This is a genomic window from Shewanella sp. DAU305 (assembly GCF_026802235.1).
GTDB lineage: Bacteria > Pseudomonadota > Gammaproteobacteria > Enterobacterales > Shewanellaceae > Shewanella > Shewanella baltica.
Genome location: NZ_CP113808.1, coordinates 1 through 17,660 on the forward strand (window position 1 = coordinate 1; position 17,660 = coordinate 17,660).

General features: G+C 55.1%; 4 protein-coding genes. All 4 read left to right on the plus strand.

The window, feature by feature from the left end; genetic code table 11:
- The first annotated feature begins 78 nt into the window (after positions 1-78).
- Genes OX890_RS00005 through OX890_RS00020 form a run of 4 tightly spaced genes read left to right on the plus strand, consistent with a single transcriptional unit; the run spans position 79 to position 17,571 of the window.
- A complete protein-coding gene (locus tag OX890_RS00005; protein WP_268649890.1) occupies positions 79-333 on the plus strand; it encodes an Ig-like domain-containing protein in 255 nt (84 codons plus the stop codon).
- Positions 252-626 carry an Ig-like domain-containing protein gene (locus OX890_RS00010; protein ID WP_268649891.1) on the plus strand — a complete coding sequence of 125 codons (375 nt, stop codon included), beginning with the start codon at positions 252-254 and terminating at the stop codon, positions 624-626. Before OX890_RS00005 ends, OX890_RS00010 begins: the two co-directional genes overlap by 82 nt.
- Complete coding sequence (locus OX890_RS00015; protein WP_268649892.1) at positions 545-2,479, plus strand: Ig-like domain-containing protein; 1,935 nt, start codon at positions 545-547, stop codon at positions 2,477-2,479. Before OX890_RS00010 ends, OX890_RS00015 begins: the two co-directional genes overlap by 82 nt.
- Complete coding sequence (locus OX890_RS00020; protein ID WP_327238052.1) at positions 2,452-17,571, plus strand: Ig-like domain-containing protein; 15,120 nt, start codon at positions 2,452-2,454, stop codon at positions 17,569-17,571. The genes OX890_RS00015 and OX890_RS00020 overlap by 28 nt, the downstream gene beginning before the upstream one ends.
- Positions 17,572-17,660 lie beyond the last annotated feature (89 nt).

Below are 17,660 nucleotides of genomic sequence, written 5' to 3' on the forward strand. Positions count from 1 at the left end.
CGCCAGTGTTACTGTCACCGGCGGCAGCTATACGGATCTAAACGGCAACCTCGGCACCGCCGGCAGTGATACTGCAGCGTGGATACCCAAGGCCCAAGCGTCGTGGTTAACATTGTCGATGACGTGCTAACGGTTGGCGAAACCAGTGAAGTGACCTTCACCTTCAATGAGAAAGTCACCGGTTTTGACGCCTCTGACTTAGTGGTTGTGGGCGGCACGCTCAGCAACCTTAGCAGCACAGATGGCATCAATTGGACTGCGACCTTCACGCCGACCCAGGCTTCACTGGCACCGCCAGTGTTACTGTCACCGGCGGCAGCTATACGGATCTAAACGGCAACCTCGGCACCGCCGGCAGTGATACTGCAGGCGTGGATACCCAAGGCCCAAGCGTCGTGGTTAACATTGTCGATGACGTGCTAACGGTTGGCGAAACCAGTGAAGTGACCTTCACCTTCAGTGAGAAAGTCACCGGTTTTGACGCCTCTGACTTAGTGGTTGTGGGCGGCACGCTCAGCAACCTTAGCAGCACAGATGGCATCAATTGGACTGCGACCTTACGCCGACCCCAGGCTTCACTGGCACCGCCAGTGTTACTGTCACCGGCGGCAGCTATACGGATCTAAACGGCAACCTCGGCACCGCCGGCAGTGATACTGCAGGCGTGGATACCCAAGGCCCAAGCGTCGTGGTTAACATTGTCGATGACGTGCTAACGGTTGGCGAAACCAGTGAAGTGACCTTCACCTTCAGTGAGAAAGTCACCGGTTTTGACGCCTCTGACTTAGTGGTTGTGGGCGGCACGCTCAGCAACCTTAGCAGCACAGATGGCATCAATTGGACTGCGACCTTCACGCCGACCCCAGGCTTCACTGGCACCGCCAGTGTTACTGTCACCGGCGGCAGCTATACGGATCTAAACGGCAACCTCGGCACCGCCGGCAGTGATACTGCAGGCGTGGATACCCAAGGCCCAAGCGTCGTGGTTAACATTGTCGATGACGTGCTAACGGTTGGCGAAACCAGTGAAGTGACCTTCACCTTCAGTGAGAAAGTCACCGGTTTTGACGCCTCTGACTTAGTGGTTGTGGGCGGCACGCTCAGCAACCTTAGCAGCACAGATGGCATCAATTGGACTGCGACCTTTACGCCGACCCCAGGCTTCACTGGCACCGCCAGTGTTACTGTCACCGGCGGCAGCTATACGGATCTAAACGGCAACCTCGGCACCGCCGGCAGTGATACTGCAGGCGTGGATACCCAAGGCCCAAGCGTCGTGGTTAACATTGTCGATGACGTGCTAACGGTTGGCGAAACCAGTGAAGTGACCTTCACCTTCAGTGAGAAAGTCACCGGTTTTGACGCCTCTGACTTAGTGGTTGTGGGCGGCACGCTCAGCAACCTTAGCAGCACAGATGGCATCAATTGGACTGCGACCTTCACGCCGACCCCAGGCTTCACTGGCACCGCCAGTGTTACTGTCACCGGCGGCAGCTATACGGATCTAAACGGCAACCTCGGCACCGCCGGCAGTGATACTGCAGGCGTGGATACCCAAGGCCCAAGCGTCGTGGTTAACATTGTCGATGACGTGCTAACGGTTGGCGAAACCAGTGAAGTGACCTTCACCTTCAGTGAGAAAGTCACCGGTTTTGACGCCTCTGACTTAGTGGTTGTGGGCGGCACGCTCAGCAACCTTAGCAGCACAGATGGCATCAATTGGACTGCGACCTTTACGCCGACCCCAGGCTTCACTGGCACCGCCAGTGTTACTGTCACCGGCGGCAGCTATACGGATCTAAACGGCAACCTCGGCACCGCCGGCAGTGATACTGCAGGCGTGGATACCCAAGGCCCAAGCGTCGTGGTTAACATTGTCGATGACGTGCTAACGGTTGGCGAAACCAGTGAAGTGACCTTCACCTTCAGTGAGAAAGTCACCGGTTTTGACGCCTCTGACTTAGTGGTTGTGGGCGGCACGCTCAGCAACCTTAGCAGCACAGATGGCATCAATTGGACTGCGACCTTTACGCCGACCCCAGGCTTCACTGGCACCGCCAGTGTTACTGTCACCGGCGGCAGCTATACGGATCTAAACGGCAACCTCGGCACCGCCGGCAGTGATACTGCAGGCGTGGATACCCAAGGCCCAAGCGTCGTGGTTAACATTGTCGATGACGTGCTAACGGTTGGCGAAACCAGTGAAGTGACCTTCACCTTCAGTGAGAAAGTCACCGGTTTTGACGCCTCTGACTTAGTGGTTGTGGGCGGCACGCTCAGCAACCTTAGCAGCACAGATGGCATCAATTGGACTGCGACCTTTACGCCGACCCCAGGCTTCACTGACACCGCCAGTGTTACTGTCACCGGCGGCAGCTATACGGATCTAAACGGCAACCTCGGCACCGCCGGCAGTGATACTGCAGGCGTGGATACCCAAGGCCCAAGCGTGTGGTTAACATTGTCGATGACGTGCTAACGGTTGGCGAAACCAGTGAAGTGACCTTCACCTTCAGTGAGAAAGTCACCGGTTTTGACGCCTCTGACTTAGTGGTTGTGGGCGGCACGCTCAGCAACCTTAGCAGCACAGATGGCATCAATTGGACTGCGACCTTCACGCCGACCCCAGGCTTCACTGGCACCGCCAGTGTTACTGTCACCGGCGGCAGCTATACGGATCTAAACGGCAACCTCGGCACCGCCGGCAGTGATACTGCAGGCGTGGATACCCAAGGCCCAAGCGTCGTGGTTAACATTGTCGATGACGTGCTAACGGTTGGCGAAACCAGTGAAGTGACCTTCACCTTCAGTGAGAAAGTCACCGGTTTTGACGCCTCTGACTTAGTGGTTGTGGGCGGCACGCTCAGCAACCTTAGCAGCACAGATGGCATCAATTGGACTGCGACCTTCACGCCGACCCCAGGCTTCACTGGCACCGCCAGTGTTACTGTCACCGGCGGCAGCTATACGGATCTAAACGGCAACCTCGGCACCGCCGGCAGTGATACTGCAGGCGTGGATACCCAAGGCCCAAGCGTCGTGGTTAACATTGTCGATGACGTGCTAACGGTTGGCGAAACCAGTGAAGTGACCTTCACCTTCAGTGAGAAAGTCACCGGTTTTGACGCCTCTGACTTAGTGGTTGTGGGCGGCACGCTCAGCAACCTTAGCAGCACAGATGGCATCAATTGGACTGCGACCTTCACGCCGACCCCAGGCTTCACTGGCACCGCCAGTGTTACTGTCACCGGCGGCAGCTATACGGATCTAAACGGCAACCTCGGCACCGCCGGCAGTGATACTGCAGGCGTGGATACCCAAGGCCCAAGCGTCGTGGTTAACATTGTCGATGACGTGCTAACGGTTGGCGAAACCAGTGAAGTGACCTTCACCTTCAGTGAGAAAGTCACCGGTTTTGACGCCTCTGACTTAGTGGTTGTGGGCGGCACGCTCAGCAACCTTAGCAGCACAGATGGCATCAATTGGACTGCGACCTTCACGCCGACCCCAGGCTTCACTGGCACCGCCAGTGTTACTGTCACCGGCGGCAGCTATACGGATCTAAACGGCAACCTCGGCACCGCCGGCAGTGATACTGCAGGCGTGGATACCCAAGGCCCAAGCGTCGTGGTTAACATTGTCGATGACGTGCTAACGGTTGGCGAAACCAGTGAAGTGACCTTCACCTTCAGTGAGAAAGTCACCGGTTTTGACGCCTCTGACTTAGTGGTTGTGGGCGGCACGCTCAGTAACCTTAGCAGCACAGATGGCATCAATTGGACTGCGACCTTTACGCCGACCCCAGGCTTCACTGGCACCGCCAGTGTTACTGTCACCGGCGGCAGCTATACGGATCTAAACGGCAACCTCGGCACCGCCGGCAGTGATACTGCAGGCGTGGATACCCAAGGCCCAAGCGTCGTGGTTAACATTGTCGATGACGTGCTAACGGTTGGCGAAACCAGTGAAGTGACCTTCACCTTCAGTGAGAAAGTCACCGGTTTTGACGCCTCTGACTTAGTGGTTGTGGGCGGCACGCTCAGTAACCTTAGCAGCACAGATGGCATCAATTGGACTGCGACCTTTACGCCGACCCCAGGCTTCACTGGCACCGCCAGTGTTACTGTCACCGGCGGCAGCTATACGGATCTAAACGGCAACCTCGGCACCGCCGGCAGTGATACTGCAGGCGTGGATACCCAAGGCCCAAGCGTCGTGGTTAACATTGTCGATGACGTGCTAACGGTTGGCGAAACCAGTGAAGTGACCTTCACCTTCAGTGAGAAAGTCACCGGTTTTGACGCCTCTGACTTAGTGGTTGTGGGCGGCACGCTCAGCAACCTTAGCAGCACAGATGGCATCAATTGGACTGCGACCTTCACGCCGACCCCAGGCTTCACTGGCACCGCCAGTGTTACTGTCACCGGCGGCAGCTATACGGATCTAAACGGCAACCTCGGCACCGCCGGCAGTGATACTGCAGGCGTGGATACCCAAGGCCCAAGCGTCGTGGTTAACATTGTCGATGACGTGCTAACGGTTGGCGAAACCAGTGAAGTGACCTTCACCTTCAGTGAGAAAGTCACCGGTTTTGACGCCTCTGACTTAGTGGTTGTGGGCGGCACGCTCAGTAACCTTAGCAGCACAGATGGCATCAATTGGACTGCGACCTTTACGCCGACCCCAGGCTTCACTGGCACCGCCAGTGTTACTGTCACCGGCGGCAGCTATACGGATCTAAACGGCAACCTCGGCACCGCCGGCAGTGATACTGCAGGCGTGGATACCCAAGGCCCAAGCGTCGTGGTTAACATTGTCGATGACGTGCTAACGGTTGGCGAAACCAGTGAAGTGACCTTCACCTTCAGTGAGAAAGTCACCGGTTTTGACGCCTCTGACTTAGTGGTTGTGGGCGGCACGCTCAGCAACCTTAGCAGCACAGATGGCATCAATTGGACTGCGACCTTCACGCCGACCCCAGGCTTCACTGGCACCGCCAGTGTTACTGTCACCGGCGGCAGCTATACGGATCTAAACGGCAACCTCGGCACCGCCGGCAGTGATACTGCAGGCGTGGATACCCAAGGCCCAAGCGTCGTGGTTAACATTGTCGATGACGTGCTAACGGTTGGCGAAACCAGTGAAGTGACCTTCACCTTCAGTGAGAAAGTCACCGGTTTTGACGCCTCTGACTTAGTGGTTGTGGGCGGCACGCTCAGCAACCTTAGCAGCACAGATGGCATCAATTGGACTGCGACCTTCACGCCGCCCCCAGGCTTCACTGGCACCGCCAGTGTTACTGTCACCGGCGGCAGCTATACGGATCTAAACGGCAACCTCGGCACCGCCGGCAGTGATACTGCAGGCGTGGATACCCAAGGCCCAAGCGTCGTGGTTAACATTGTCGATGACGTGCTAACGGTTGGCGAAACCAGTGAAGTGACCTTCACCTTCAGTGAGAAAGTCACCGGTTTTGACGCCTCTGACTTAGTGGTTGTGGGCGGCACGCTCAGCAACCTTAGCAGCACAGATGGCATCAATTGGACTGCGACCTTCACGCCGACCCCAGGCTTCACTGGCACCGCCAGTGTTACTGTCACCGGCGGCAGCTATACGGATCTAAACGGCAACCTCGGCACCGCCGGCAGTGATACTGCAGGCGTGGATACCCAAGGCCCAAGCGTCGTGGTTAACATTGTCGATGACGTGCTAACGGTTGGCGAAACCAGTGAAGTGACCTTCACCTTCAGTGAGAAAGTCACCGGTTTTGACGCCTCTGACTTAGTGGTTGTGGGCGGCACGCTCAGTAACCTTAGCAGCACAGATGGCATCAATTGGACTGCGACCTTTACGCCGACCCCAGGCTTCACTGGCACCGCCAGTGTTACTGTCACCGGCGGCAGCTATACGGATCTAAACGGCAACCTCGGCACCGCCGGCAGTGATACTGCAGGCGTGGATACCCAAGGCCCAAGCGTCGTGGTTAACATTGTCGATGACGTGCTAACGGTTGGCGAAACCAGTGAAGTGACCTTCACCTTCAGTGAGAAAGTCACCGGTTTTGACGCCTCTGACTTAGTGGTTGTGGGCGGCACGCTCAGCAACCTTAGCAGCACAGATGGCATCAATTGGACTGCGACCTTTACGCCGACCCCAGGCTTCACTGGCACCGCCAGTGTTACTGTCACCGGCGGCAGCTATACGGATCTAAACGGCAACCTCGGCACCGCCGGCAGTGATACTGCAGGCGTGGATACCCAAGGCCCAAGCGTCGTGGTTAACATTGTCGATGACGTGCTAACGGTTGGCGAAACCAGTGAAGTGACCTTCACCTTCAGTGAGAAAGTCACCGGTTTTGACGCCTCTGACTTAGTGGTTGTGGGCGGCACGCTCAGCAACCTTAGCAGCACAGATGGCATCAATTGGACTGCGACCTTTACGCCGACCCCAGGCTTCACTGGCACCGCCAGTGTTACTGTCACCGGCGGCAGCTATACGGATCTAAACGGCAACCTCGGCACCGCCGGCAGTGATACTGCAGGCGTGGATACCCAAGGCCCAAGCGTCGTGGTTAACATTGTCGATGACGTGCTAACGGTTGGCGAAACCAGTGAAGTGACCTTCACCTTCAGTGAGAAAGTCACCGGTTTTGACGCCTCTGACTTAGTGGTTGTGGGCGGCACGCTCAGCAACCTTAGCAGCACAGATGGCATCAATTGGACTGCGACCTTCACGCCGACCCCAGGCTTCACTGGCACCGCCAGTGTTACTGTCACCGGCGGCAGCTATACGGATCTAAACGGCAACCTCGGCACCGCCGGCAGTGATACTGCAGGCGTGGATACCCAAGGCCCAAGCGTCGTGGTTAACATTGTCGATGACGTGCTAACGGTTGGCGAAACCAGTGAAGTGACCTTCACCTTCAGTGAGAAAGTCACCGGTTTTGACGCCTCTGACTTAGTGGTTGTGGGCGGCACGCTCAGCAACCTTAGCAGCACAGATGGCATCAATTGGACTGCGACCTTCACGCCGCCCCCAGGCTTCACTGGCACCGCCAGTGTTACTGTCACCGGCGGCAGCTATACGGATCTAAACGGCAACCTCGGCACCGCCGGCAGTGATACTGCAGGCGTGGATACCCAAGGCCCAAGCGTCGTGGTTAACATTGTCGATGACGTGCTAACGGTTGGCGAAACCAGTGAAGTGACCTTCACCTTCAGTGAGAAAGTCACCGGTTTTGACGCCTCTGACTTAGTGGTTGTGGGCGGCACGCTCAGCAACCTTAGCAGCACAGATGGCATCAATTGGACTGCGACCTTTACGCCGACCCCAGGCTTCACTGGCACCGCCAGTGTTACTGTCACCGGCGGCAGCTATACGGATCTAAACGGCAACCTCGGCACCGCCGGCAGTGATACTGCAGGCGTGGATACCCAAGGCCCAAGCGTCGTGGTTAACATTGTCGATGACGTGCTAACGGTTGGCGAAACCAGTGAAGTGACCTTCACCTTCAGTGAGAAAGTCACCGGTTTTGACGCCTCTGACTTAGTGGTTGTGGGCGGCACGCTCAGCAACCTTAGCAGCACAGATGGCATCAATTGGACTGCGACCTTCACGCCGACCCCAGGCTTCACTGGCACCGCCAGTGTTACTGTCACCGGCGGCAGCTATACGGATCTAAACGGCAACCTCGGCACCGCCGGCAGTGATACTGCAGGCGTGGATACCCAAGGCCCAAGCGTCGTGGTTAACATTGTCGATGACGTGCTAACGGTTGGCGAAACCAGTGAAGTGACCTTCACCTTCAGTGAGAAAGTCACCGGTTTTGACGCCTCTGACTTAGTGGTTGTGGGCGGCACGCTCAGCAACCTTAGCAGCACAGATGGCATCAATTGGACTGCGACCTTCACGCCGACCCCAGGCTTCACTGGCACCGCCAGTGTTACTGTCACCGGCGGCAGCTATACGGATCTAAACGGCAACCTCGGCACCGCCGGCAGTGATACTGCAGGCGTGGATACCCAAGGCCCAAGCGTCGTGGTTAACATTGTCGATGACGTGCTAACGGTTGGCGAAACCAGTGAAGTGACCTTCACCTTCAGTGAGAAAGTCACCGGTTTTGACGCCTCTGACTTAGTGGTTGTGGGCGGCACGCTCAGTAACCTTAGCAGCACAGATGGCATCAATTGGACTGCGACCTTTACGCCGACCCCAGGCTTCACTGGCACCGCCAGTGTTACTGTCACCGGCGGCAGCTATACGGATCTAAACGGCAACCTCGGCACCGCCGGCAGTGATACTGCAGGCGTGGATACCCAAGGCCCAAGCGTCGTGGTTAACATTGTCGATGACGTGCTAACGGTTGGCGAAACCAGTGAAGTGACCTTCACCTTCAGTGAGAAAGTCACCGGTTTTGACGCCTCTGACTTAGTGGTTGTGGGCGGCACGCTCAGCAACCTTAGCAGCACAGATGGCATCAATTGGACTGCGACCTTTACGCCGACCCCAGGCTTCACTGGCACCGCCAGTGTTACTGTCACCGGCGGCAGCTATACGGATCTAAACGGCAACCTCGGCACCGCCGGCAGTGATACTGCAGGCGTGGATACCCAAGGCCCAAGCGTCGTGGTTAACATTGTCGATGACGTGCTAACGGTTGGCGAAACCAGTGAAGTGACCTTCACCTTCAGTGAGAAAGTCACCGGTTTTGACGCCTCTGACTTAGTGGTTGTGGGCGGCACGCTCAGTAACCTTAGCAGCACAGATGGCATCAATTGGACTGCGACCTTTACGCCGACCCCAGGCTTCACTGGCACCGCCAGTGTTACTGTCACCGGCGGCAGCTATACGGATCTAAACGGCAACCTCGGCACCGCCGGCAGTGATACTGCAGGCGTGGATACCCAAGGCCCAAGCGTCGTGGTTAACATTGTCGATGACGTGCTAACGGTTGGCGAAACCAGTGAAGTGACCTTCACCTTCAGTGAGAAAGTCACCGGTTTTGACGCCTCTGACTTAGTGGTTGTGGGCGGCACGCTCAGCAACCTTAGCAGCACAGATGGCATCAATTGGACTGCGACCTTTACGCCGACCCCAGGCTTCACTGGCACCGCCAGTGTTACTGTCACCGGCGGCAGCTATACGGATCTAAACGGCAACCTCGGCACCGCCGGCAGTGATACTGCAGGCGTGGATACCCAAGGCCCAAGCGTCGTGGTTAACATTGTCGATGACGTGCTAACGGTTGGCGAAACCAGTGAAGTGACCTTCACCTTCAGTGAGAAAGTCACCGGTTTTGACGCCTCTGACTTAGTGGTTGTGGGCGGCACGCTCAGCAACCTTAGCAGCACAGATGGCATCAATTGGACTGCGACCTTCACGCCGACCCCAGCCTTCACTGGCACCGCCAGTGTTACTGTCACCGGCGGCAGCTATACGGATCTAAACGGCAACCTCGGCACCGCCGGCAGTGATACTGCAGGCGTGGATACCCAAGGCCCAAGCGTCGTGGTTAACATTGTCGATGACGTGCTAACGGTTGGCGAAACCAGTGAAGTGACCTTCACCTTCAGTGAGAAAGTCACCGGTTTTGACGCCTCTGACTTAGTGGTTGTGGGCGGCACGCTCAGTAACCTTAGCAGCACAGATGGCATCAATTGGACTGCGACCTTTACGCCGACCCCAGGCTTCACTGGCACCGCCAGTGTTACTGTCACCGGCGGCAGCTATACGGATCTAAACGGCAACCTCGGCACCGCCGGCAGTGATACTGCAGGCGTGGATACCCAAGGCCCAAGCGTCGTGGTTAACATTGTCGATGACGTGCTAACGGTTGGCGAAACCAGTGAAGTGACCTTCACCTTCAGTGAGAAAGTCACCGGTTTTGACGCCTCTGACTTAGTGGTTGTGGGCGGCACGCTCAGCAACCTTAGCAGCACAGATGGCATCAATTGGACTGCGACCTTTACGCCGACCCCAGGCTTCACTGACACCGCCAGTGTTACTGTCACCGGCGGCAGCTATACGGATCTAAACGGCAACCTCGGCACCGCCGGCAGTGATACTGCAGGCGTGGATACCCAAGGCCCAAGCGTTGTGGTTAACATTGTCGATGACGTGCTAACGGTTGGCGAAACCAGTGAAGTGACCTTCACCTTCAGTGAGAAAGTCACCGGTTTTGACGCCTCTGACTTAGTGGTTGTGGGCGGCACGCTCAGCAACCTTAGCAGCACAGATGGCATCAATTGGACTGCGACCTTCACGCCGACCCCAGGCTTCACTGGCACCGCCAGTGTTACTGTCACCGGCGGCAGCTATACGGATCTAAACGGCAACCTCGGCACCGCCGGCAGTGATACTGCAGGCGTGGATACCCAAGGCCCAAGCGTCGTGGTTAACATTGTCGATGACGTGCTAACGGTTGGCGAAACCAGTGAAGTGACCTTCACCTTCAGTGAGAAAGTCACCGGTTTTGACGCCTCTGACTTAGTGGTTGTGGGCGGCACGCTCAGCAACCTTAGCAGCACAGATGGCATCAATTGGACTGCGACCTTCACGCCGACCCCAGGCTTCACTGGCACCGCCAGTGTTACTGTCACCGGCGGCAGCTATACGGATCTAAACGGCAACCTCGGCACCGCCGGCAGTGATACTGCAGGCGTGGATACCCAAGGCCCAAGCGTCGTGGTTAACATTGTCGATGACGTGCTAACGGTTGGCGAAACCAGTGAAGTGACCTTCACCTTCAGTGAGAAAGTCACCGGTTTTGACGCCTCTGACTTAGTGGTTGTGGGCGGCACGCTCAGTAACCTTAGCAGCACAGATGGCATCAATTGGACTGCGACCTTTACGCCGACCCCAGGCTTCACTGGCACCGCCAGTGTTACTGTCACCGGCGGCAGCTATACGGATCTAAACGGCAACCTCGGCACCGCCGGCAGTGATACTGCAGGCGTGGATACCCAAGGCCCAAGCGTCGTGGTTAACATTGTCGATGACGTGCTAACGGTTGGCGAAACCAGTGAAGTGACCTTCACCTTCAGTGAGAAAGTCACCGGTTTTGACGCCTCTGACTTAGTGGTTGTGGGCGGCACGCTCAGCAACCTTAGCAGCACAGATGGCATCAATTGGACTGCGACCTTCACGCCGACCCCAGGCTTCACTGGCACCGCCAGTGTTACTGTCACCGGCGGCAGCTATACGGATCTAAACGGCAACCTCGGCACCGCCGGCAGTGATACTGCAGGCGTGGATACCCAAGGCCCAAGCGTCGTGGTTAACATTGTCGATGACGTGCTAACGGTTGGCGAAACCAGTGAAGTGACCTTCACCTTCAGTGAGAAAGTCACCGGTTTTGACGCCTCTGACTTAGTGGTTGTGGGCGGCACGCTCAGTAACCTTAGCAGCACAGATGGCATCAATTGGACTGCGACCTTTACGCCGACCCCAGGCTTCACTGGCACCGCCAGTGTTACTGTCACCGGCGGCAGCTATACGGATCTAAACGGCAACCTCGGCACCGCCGGCAGTGATACTGCAGGCGTGGATACCCAAGGCCCAAGCGTCGTGGTTAACATTGTCGATGACGTGCTAACGGTTGGCGAAACCAGTGAAGTGACCTTCACCTTCAGTGAGAAAGTCACCGGTTTTGACGCCTCTGACTTAGTGGTTGTGGGCGGCACGCTCAGCAACCTTAGCAGCACAGATGGCATCAATTGGACTGCGACCTTCACGCCGACCCCAGGCTTCACTGGCACCGCCAGTGTTACTGTCACCGGCGGCAGCTATACGGATCTAAACGGCAACCTCGGCACCGCCGGCAGTGATACTGCAGGCGTGGATACCCAAGGCCCAAGCGTCGTGGTTAACATTGTCGATGACGTGCTAACGGTTGGCGAAACCAGTGAAGTGACCTTCACCTTCAGTGAGAAAGTCACCGGTTTTGACGCCTCTGACTTAGTGGTTGTGGGCGGCACGCTCAGTAACCTTAGCAGCACAGATGGCATCAATTGGACTGCGACCTTTACGCCGACCCCAGGCTTCACTGGCACCGCCAGTGTTACTGTCACCGGCGGCAGCTATACGGATCTAAACGGCAACCTCGGCACCGCCGGCAGTGATACTGCAGGCGTGGATACCCAAGGCCCAAGCGTCGTGGTTAACATTGTCGATGACGTGCTAACGGTTGGCGAAACCAGTGAAGTGACCTTCACCTTCAGTGAGAAAGTCACCGGTTTTGACGCCTCTGACTTAGTGGTTGTGGGCGGCACGCTCAGCAACCTTAGCAGCACAGATGGCATCAATTGGACTGCGACCTTTACGCCGACCCCAGGCTTCACTGGCACCGCCAGTGTTACTGTCACCGGCGGCAGCTATACGGATCTAAACGGCAACCTCGGCACCGCCGGCAGTGATACTGCAGGCGTGGATACCCAAGGCCCAAGCGTCGTGGTTAACATTGTCGATGACGTGCTAACGGTTGGCGAAACCAGTGAAGTGACCTTCACCTTCAGTGAGAAAGTCACCGGTTTTGACGCCTCTGACTTAGTGGTTGTGGGCGGCACGCTCAGTAACCTTAGCAGCACAGATGGCATCAATTGGACTGCGACCTTTACGCCGACCCCAGCCTTCACTGGCACCGCCAGTGTTACTGTCACCGGCGGCAGCTATACGGATCTAAACGGCAACCTCGGCACCGCCGGCAGTGATACTGCAGGCGTGGATACCCAAGGCCCAAGCGTCGTGGTTAACATTGTCGATGACGTGCTAACGGTTGGCGAAACCAGTGAAGTGACCTTCACCTTCAGTGAGAAAGTCACCGGTTTTGACGCCTCTGACTTAGTGGTTGTGGGCGGCACGCTCAGTAACCTTAGCAGCACAGATGGCATCAATTGGACTGCGACCTTCACGCCGACCCCAGGCTTCACTGGCACCGCCAGTGTTACTGTCACCGGCGGCAGCTATACGGATCTAAACGGCAACCTCGGCACCGCCGGCAGTGATACTGCAGGCGTGGATACCCAAGGCCCAAGCGTCGTGGTTAACATTGTCGATGACGTGCTAACGGTTGGCGAAACCAGTGAAGTGACCTTCACCTTCAGTGAGAAAGTCACCGGTTTTGACGCCTCTGACTTAGTGGTTGTGGGCGGCACGCTCAGCAACCTTAGCAGCACAGATGGCATCAATTGGACTGCGACCTTTACGCCGACCCCAGGCTTCACTGGCACCGCCAGTGTTACTGTCACCGGCGGCAGCTATACGGATCTAAACGGCAACCTCGGCACCGCCGGCAGTGATACTGCAGGCGTGGATACCCAAGGCCCAAGCGTCGTGGTTAACATTGTCGATGACGTGCTAACGGTTGGCGAAACCAGTGAAGTGACCTTCACCTTCAGTGAGAAAGTCACCGGTTTTGACGCCTCTGACTTAGTGGTTGTGGGCGGCACGCTCAGCAACCTTAGCAGCACAGATGGCATCAATTGGACTGCGACCTTTACGCCGACCCCAGGCTTCACTGGCACCGCCAGTGTTACTGTCACCGGCGGCAGCTATACGGATCTAAACGGCAACCTCGGCACCGCCGGCAGTGATACTGCAGGCGTGGATACCCAAGGCCCAAGCGTCGTGGTTAACATTGTCGATGACGTGCTAACGGTTGGCGAAACCAGTGAAGTGACCTTCACCTTCAGTGAGAAAGTCACCGGTTTTGACGCCTCTGACTTAGTGGTTGTGGGCGGCACGCTCAGCAACCTTAGCAGCACAGATGGCATCAATTGGACTGCGACCTTCACGCCGACCCCAGGCTTCACTGGCACCGCCAGTGTTACTGTCACCGGCGGCAGCTATACGGATCTAAACGGCAACCTCGGCACCGCCGGCAGTGATACTGCAGGCGTGGATACCCAAGGCCCAAGCGTCGTGGTTAACATTGTCGATGACGTGCTAACGGTTGGCGAAACCAGTGAAGTGACCTTCACCTTCAGTGAGAAAGTCACCGGTTTTGACGCCTCTGACTTAGTGGTTGTGGGCGGCACGCTCAGCAACCTTAGCAGCACAGATGGCATCAATTGGACTGCGACCTTTACGCCGACCCCAGGCTTCACTGGCACCGCCAGTGTTACTGTCACCGGCGGCAGCTATACGGATCTAAACGGCAACCTCGGCACCGCCGGCGTCGATACCGCCGGGGTCGACACCGCGGCCCCGAATGCACCAACCGTGTTAATCGTCGATGACGGCAATCCTGGTGATGGCCTGCTCACCCAAGCTGAAATCAACAGCAATGGTGCTGGAGTGCAACTGCAGGTCAACATTAACCACGCTGAGCTTACCCAAGGCGGCACTATTAACCTGACTATCGTCAATGGCACCGAGGCCACCAATGTGGAACTGAAGCTGGTGGATGGAGTACTGCAGTTTGCCAATGGTAATCCTGCTACAGGCTACAGCTACAACGCCACCACGGGCGTTATCAGCTGGACTGAAACCGCCCCAGGTGAAGGTCAGAGCATTACGGTCACCGCGACCCAGACCGATGCAGCAAACAACACCTCAGGCCCTGGCTCTGACACCGCTACCGTCATTTATGCGAATGACGATAGCTTTACCAAGCCAGAAGATCAGTTAGTAACTGGCCAACTTCTGACCAACGACCATCCAAGCAATACCAGCGTCGTCAGCTTTACCGTTATGCATAACGGTGTACTAACAAGCTACAATGCTGGTCAAACAGTGGCCCTTTCCATAGGTAGCTTGCTAATACAAGCCAATGGAGAGTTCACGTTTATACCTAATCAACATTGGTCAGGCGATGTATCAGATGTATCAACTGTGACATACACGACTAATACGGGAGATACGGCAACACTCAATATTACTGTTCAACCAGTTGCAGACAAACCATTGGTTGACGTGATACTGACCGCTAATGGCACACCTCTTTACAGCGGATTTATCAGCTCAGGGATTACAACTGAACAGTTCCGCAGTGGTGATTTCACTAAACAGCCATTTAGTACCGAAGCTAAGAAGACCGATACCACTAGCGGCCAAGACCAAGTGTTGGGTTCAGACTCCAAGAATGATCACCTTGTCAGCCAACAAGGTGGCGGTGATATGCTCTACGGGTACGGCGGCAATGACGTTCTGGTTGGTGGCGATCATATTCAAGGTGATTCACTCTATGGCGGAACTGGTAATGACATTCTGGTTGCAGGTTTAGGCCATGATGGCTTGTATGGTGACACAGGAACTGATATTGCCGTGCTGATGGGCAATCGTGCCGATTACATCATCACCAAAGGCAGTGGATATCATCCTCAAAACGATATCTGGTTTGATTTTACAACTAAAGAAAATGGCGCAGCCGTCGTTAAGGCGCTTCATGATATCGAGTACATTCAATTTGATGACGGCATTTATACACTTGACAAGAACACTGGTCAGCTCGTCATGGTTCAGCCAACCTATGTTGACTACCCAGTTGAAATCAATGCATCTCTAACTGATCGTGACGGCAGCGAATTGCTCGACTCCATTGAATTGAGTGGTTTGCCCGCTGGCACGCAAGTGTTCTACCAGGGAGTGCTACTCGGTGTAGCTGACAATGATGGCAAGCTACTGCTGGATTACAACGGCCCTAATGGCTGGACTGGTGGCAATCTCTGGGCTGAAAATGCACTAGACGCTTCGCTGACTGGAGTCACAATTCGCGTTCCCGGAGCAAATGCAGGTCAGGTGGACTTGGTGGTAGAAGCGGTTGCCAGAGAAAAAGGGACCGATCTCACTAATTCAGCAACGGGTGAAGATACCATCCGCCTTGATTACTTCAAGGGCACTGAAGGTGAACCTGGAAACCAAGATGTCAATTTTGGTAGCGAGCACAATATTGTGGTTGGCGACTTGGATGGCAGCATTATTCTGCCAGGCCAAAACTACAATATCGCCTTTATGGTCGATAGTTCCGGTAGTATTAACGCTGATACGCTAGAGACGATGAAGTTGCAGTTGGCCCAGGTATTGGAAAACCTCATAGACAGTGCCGGTGGCCCACAAAGCGGCACAGTGAACATCTTCTTGGTTGATTTTGATACTCATGCTAAGGGCAGCATCAGTGTAGATCTTAGTGACCCCAATGCATTGAATATTCTTCAAGAAGCATTAGATGATATGAGCCGCGGCGGCGGCACCAACTATGAGGATGTATTCACTACCACGGCCAACTGGTTCGCCAATGGTGATGCCCAAAATAATAGTGGGGCTACTAATCTTGCCTTCTTTATCACTGACGGCAAACCGACCTACTATAATGCTAATGCGGGTGGTAACCCAAATGTCTACGACACATGGTGGGACAATAATGATCGTAGCTTGTCACAAGTCATCGGCACTGGCTACGTATTCGGCCAAGTCTATACAGTTAACGGACGTGTGGTGATTGATGAAAATGGTAATGTGTTCCGCGTAGACGACTTCTACAGCGTGAGCCGGAGCCCTGTTGGAGCAATGCGACCCGATCCCCAAGGTAACTATCAGTACTATGCTTTGTCTGGTAACGGTAGTGACACCAGCACTGATACAGTTACAAATTCCCAAGCTGGCTTTGCATTGCTCTCGGGCCTTGGCGTCACGGTTCAAGCTATCGGCATGGGCGCAAACATCGATGAGGCTGACTTACTTCCTTATGACACTGACGGTAATGTTCAAACGAATATTGATGCTGATGATCTAGCCGAGGCCATCCTTGGAGACCAAGTGAACGCCATTCCAGGCTCAGATCGTTTTGATGGTGGTGCTGGCGACGATATCATCTTTGGTGATGCGATACACTTTACCGGTATCAGTGGTCAAGGCTTCGCCGCTATTAAAGCTTACGTTGCCGATAAGCTCGGTCTAGCTGATGCTAGTGATGCCCAAGTTCACAGATACATCAGTGAACATACTGACGAGTTTGACCAATCTGGTGCAAACGATAAAGCAGACATCCTATTTGGTGGTGCCGGTAACGACATTCTCTTTGGTCAAGGTGGTAATGATTATTTAGATGGAGGAGCAGGCAACGATACCCTCTATGGAGGCACTGGCAACGATACCTTGATTGGTGGTGCTGGCAACGACATTCTGATTGGCGGCCTTGGTAATGACGTTCTGCGTGGTGATAGCGGTGCCGATACCTTCGTGTGGCGCTATGCCGATGCTGACAAAGGCACTGACCACATTGTGGACTTCAATACAAATGAAGATAAGCTAGATCTGAGTGATTTGCTCCAAGGAGAAACGGCTAATACGTTAGAAAGCTATCTGAACTTTAGCCTAGATAGCAGTGGCTCTACCGTTATCGATATAGATGCAAATAAGGATGGCATAGCTGATCAACATATCGTGCTTGATGGGGTTGACCTCTATAGCCAATATGGAACGACTGATAATGCTGGAATTATTAATGGGTTACTTGGTACCAATGGTAATGGCCCACTCATTATTGATGCCGCGCCAGTGACACTAGATGCACCACAAGGAGTGACGTCACTGATAGACCCTTATAATAATACTAACGGCACTATGATTCCTTAATAAAATCAGTTCAGATGGCCTATAGAAATATAGGCCATCATGACCGATACTTGCCATAACCATATAAAAATCCAAAGGATAAGTAATTA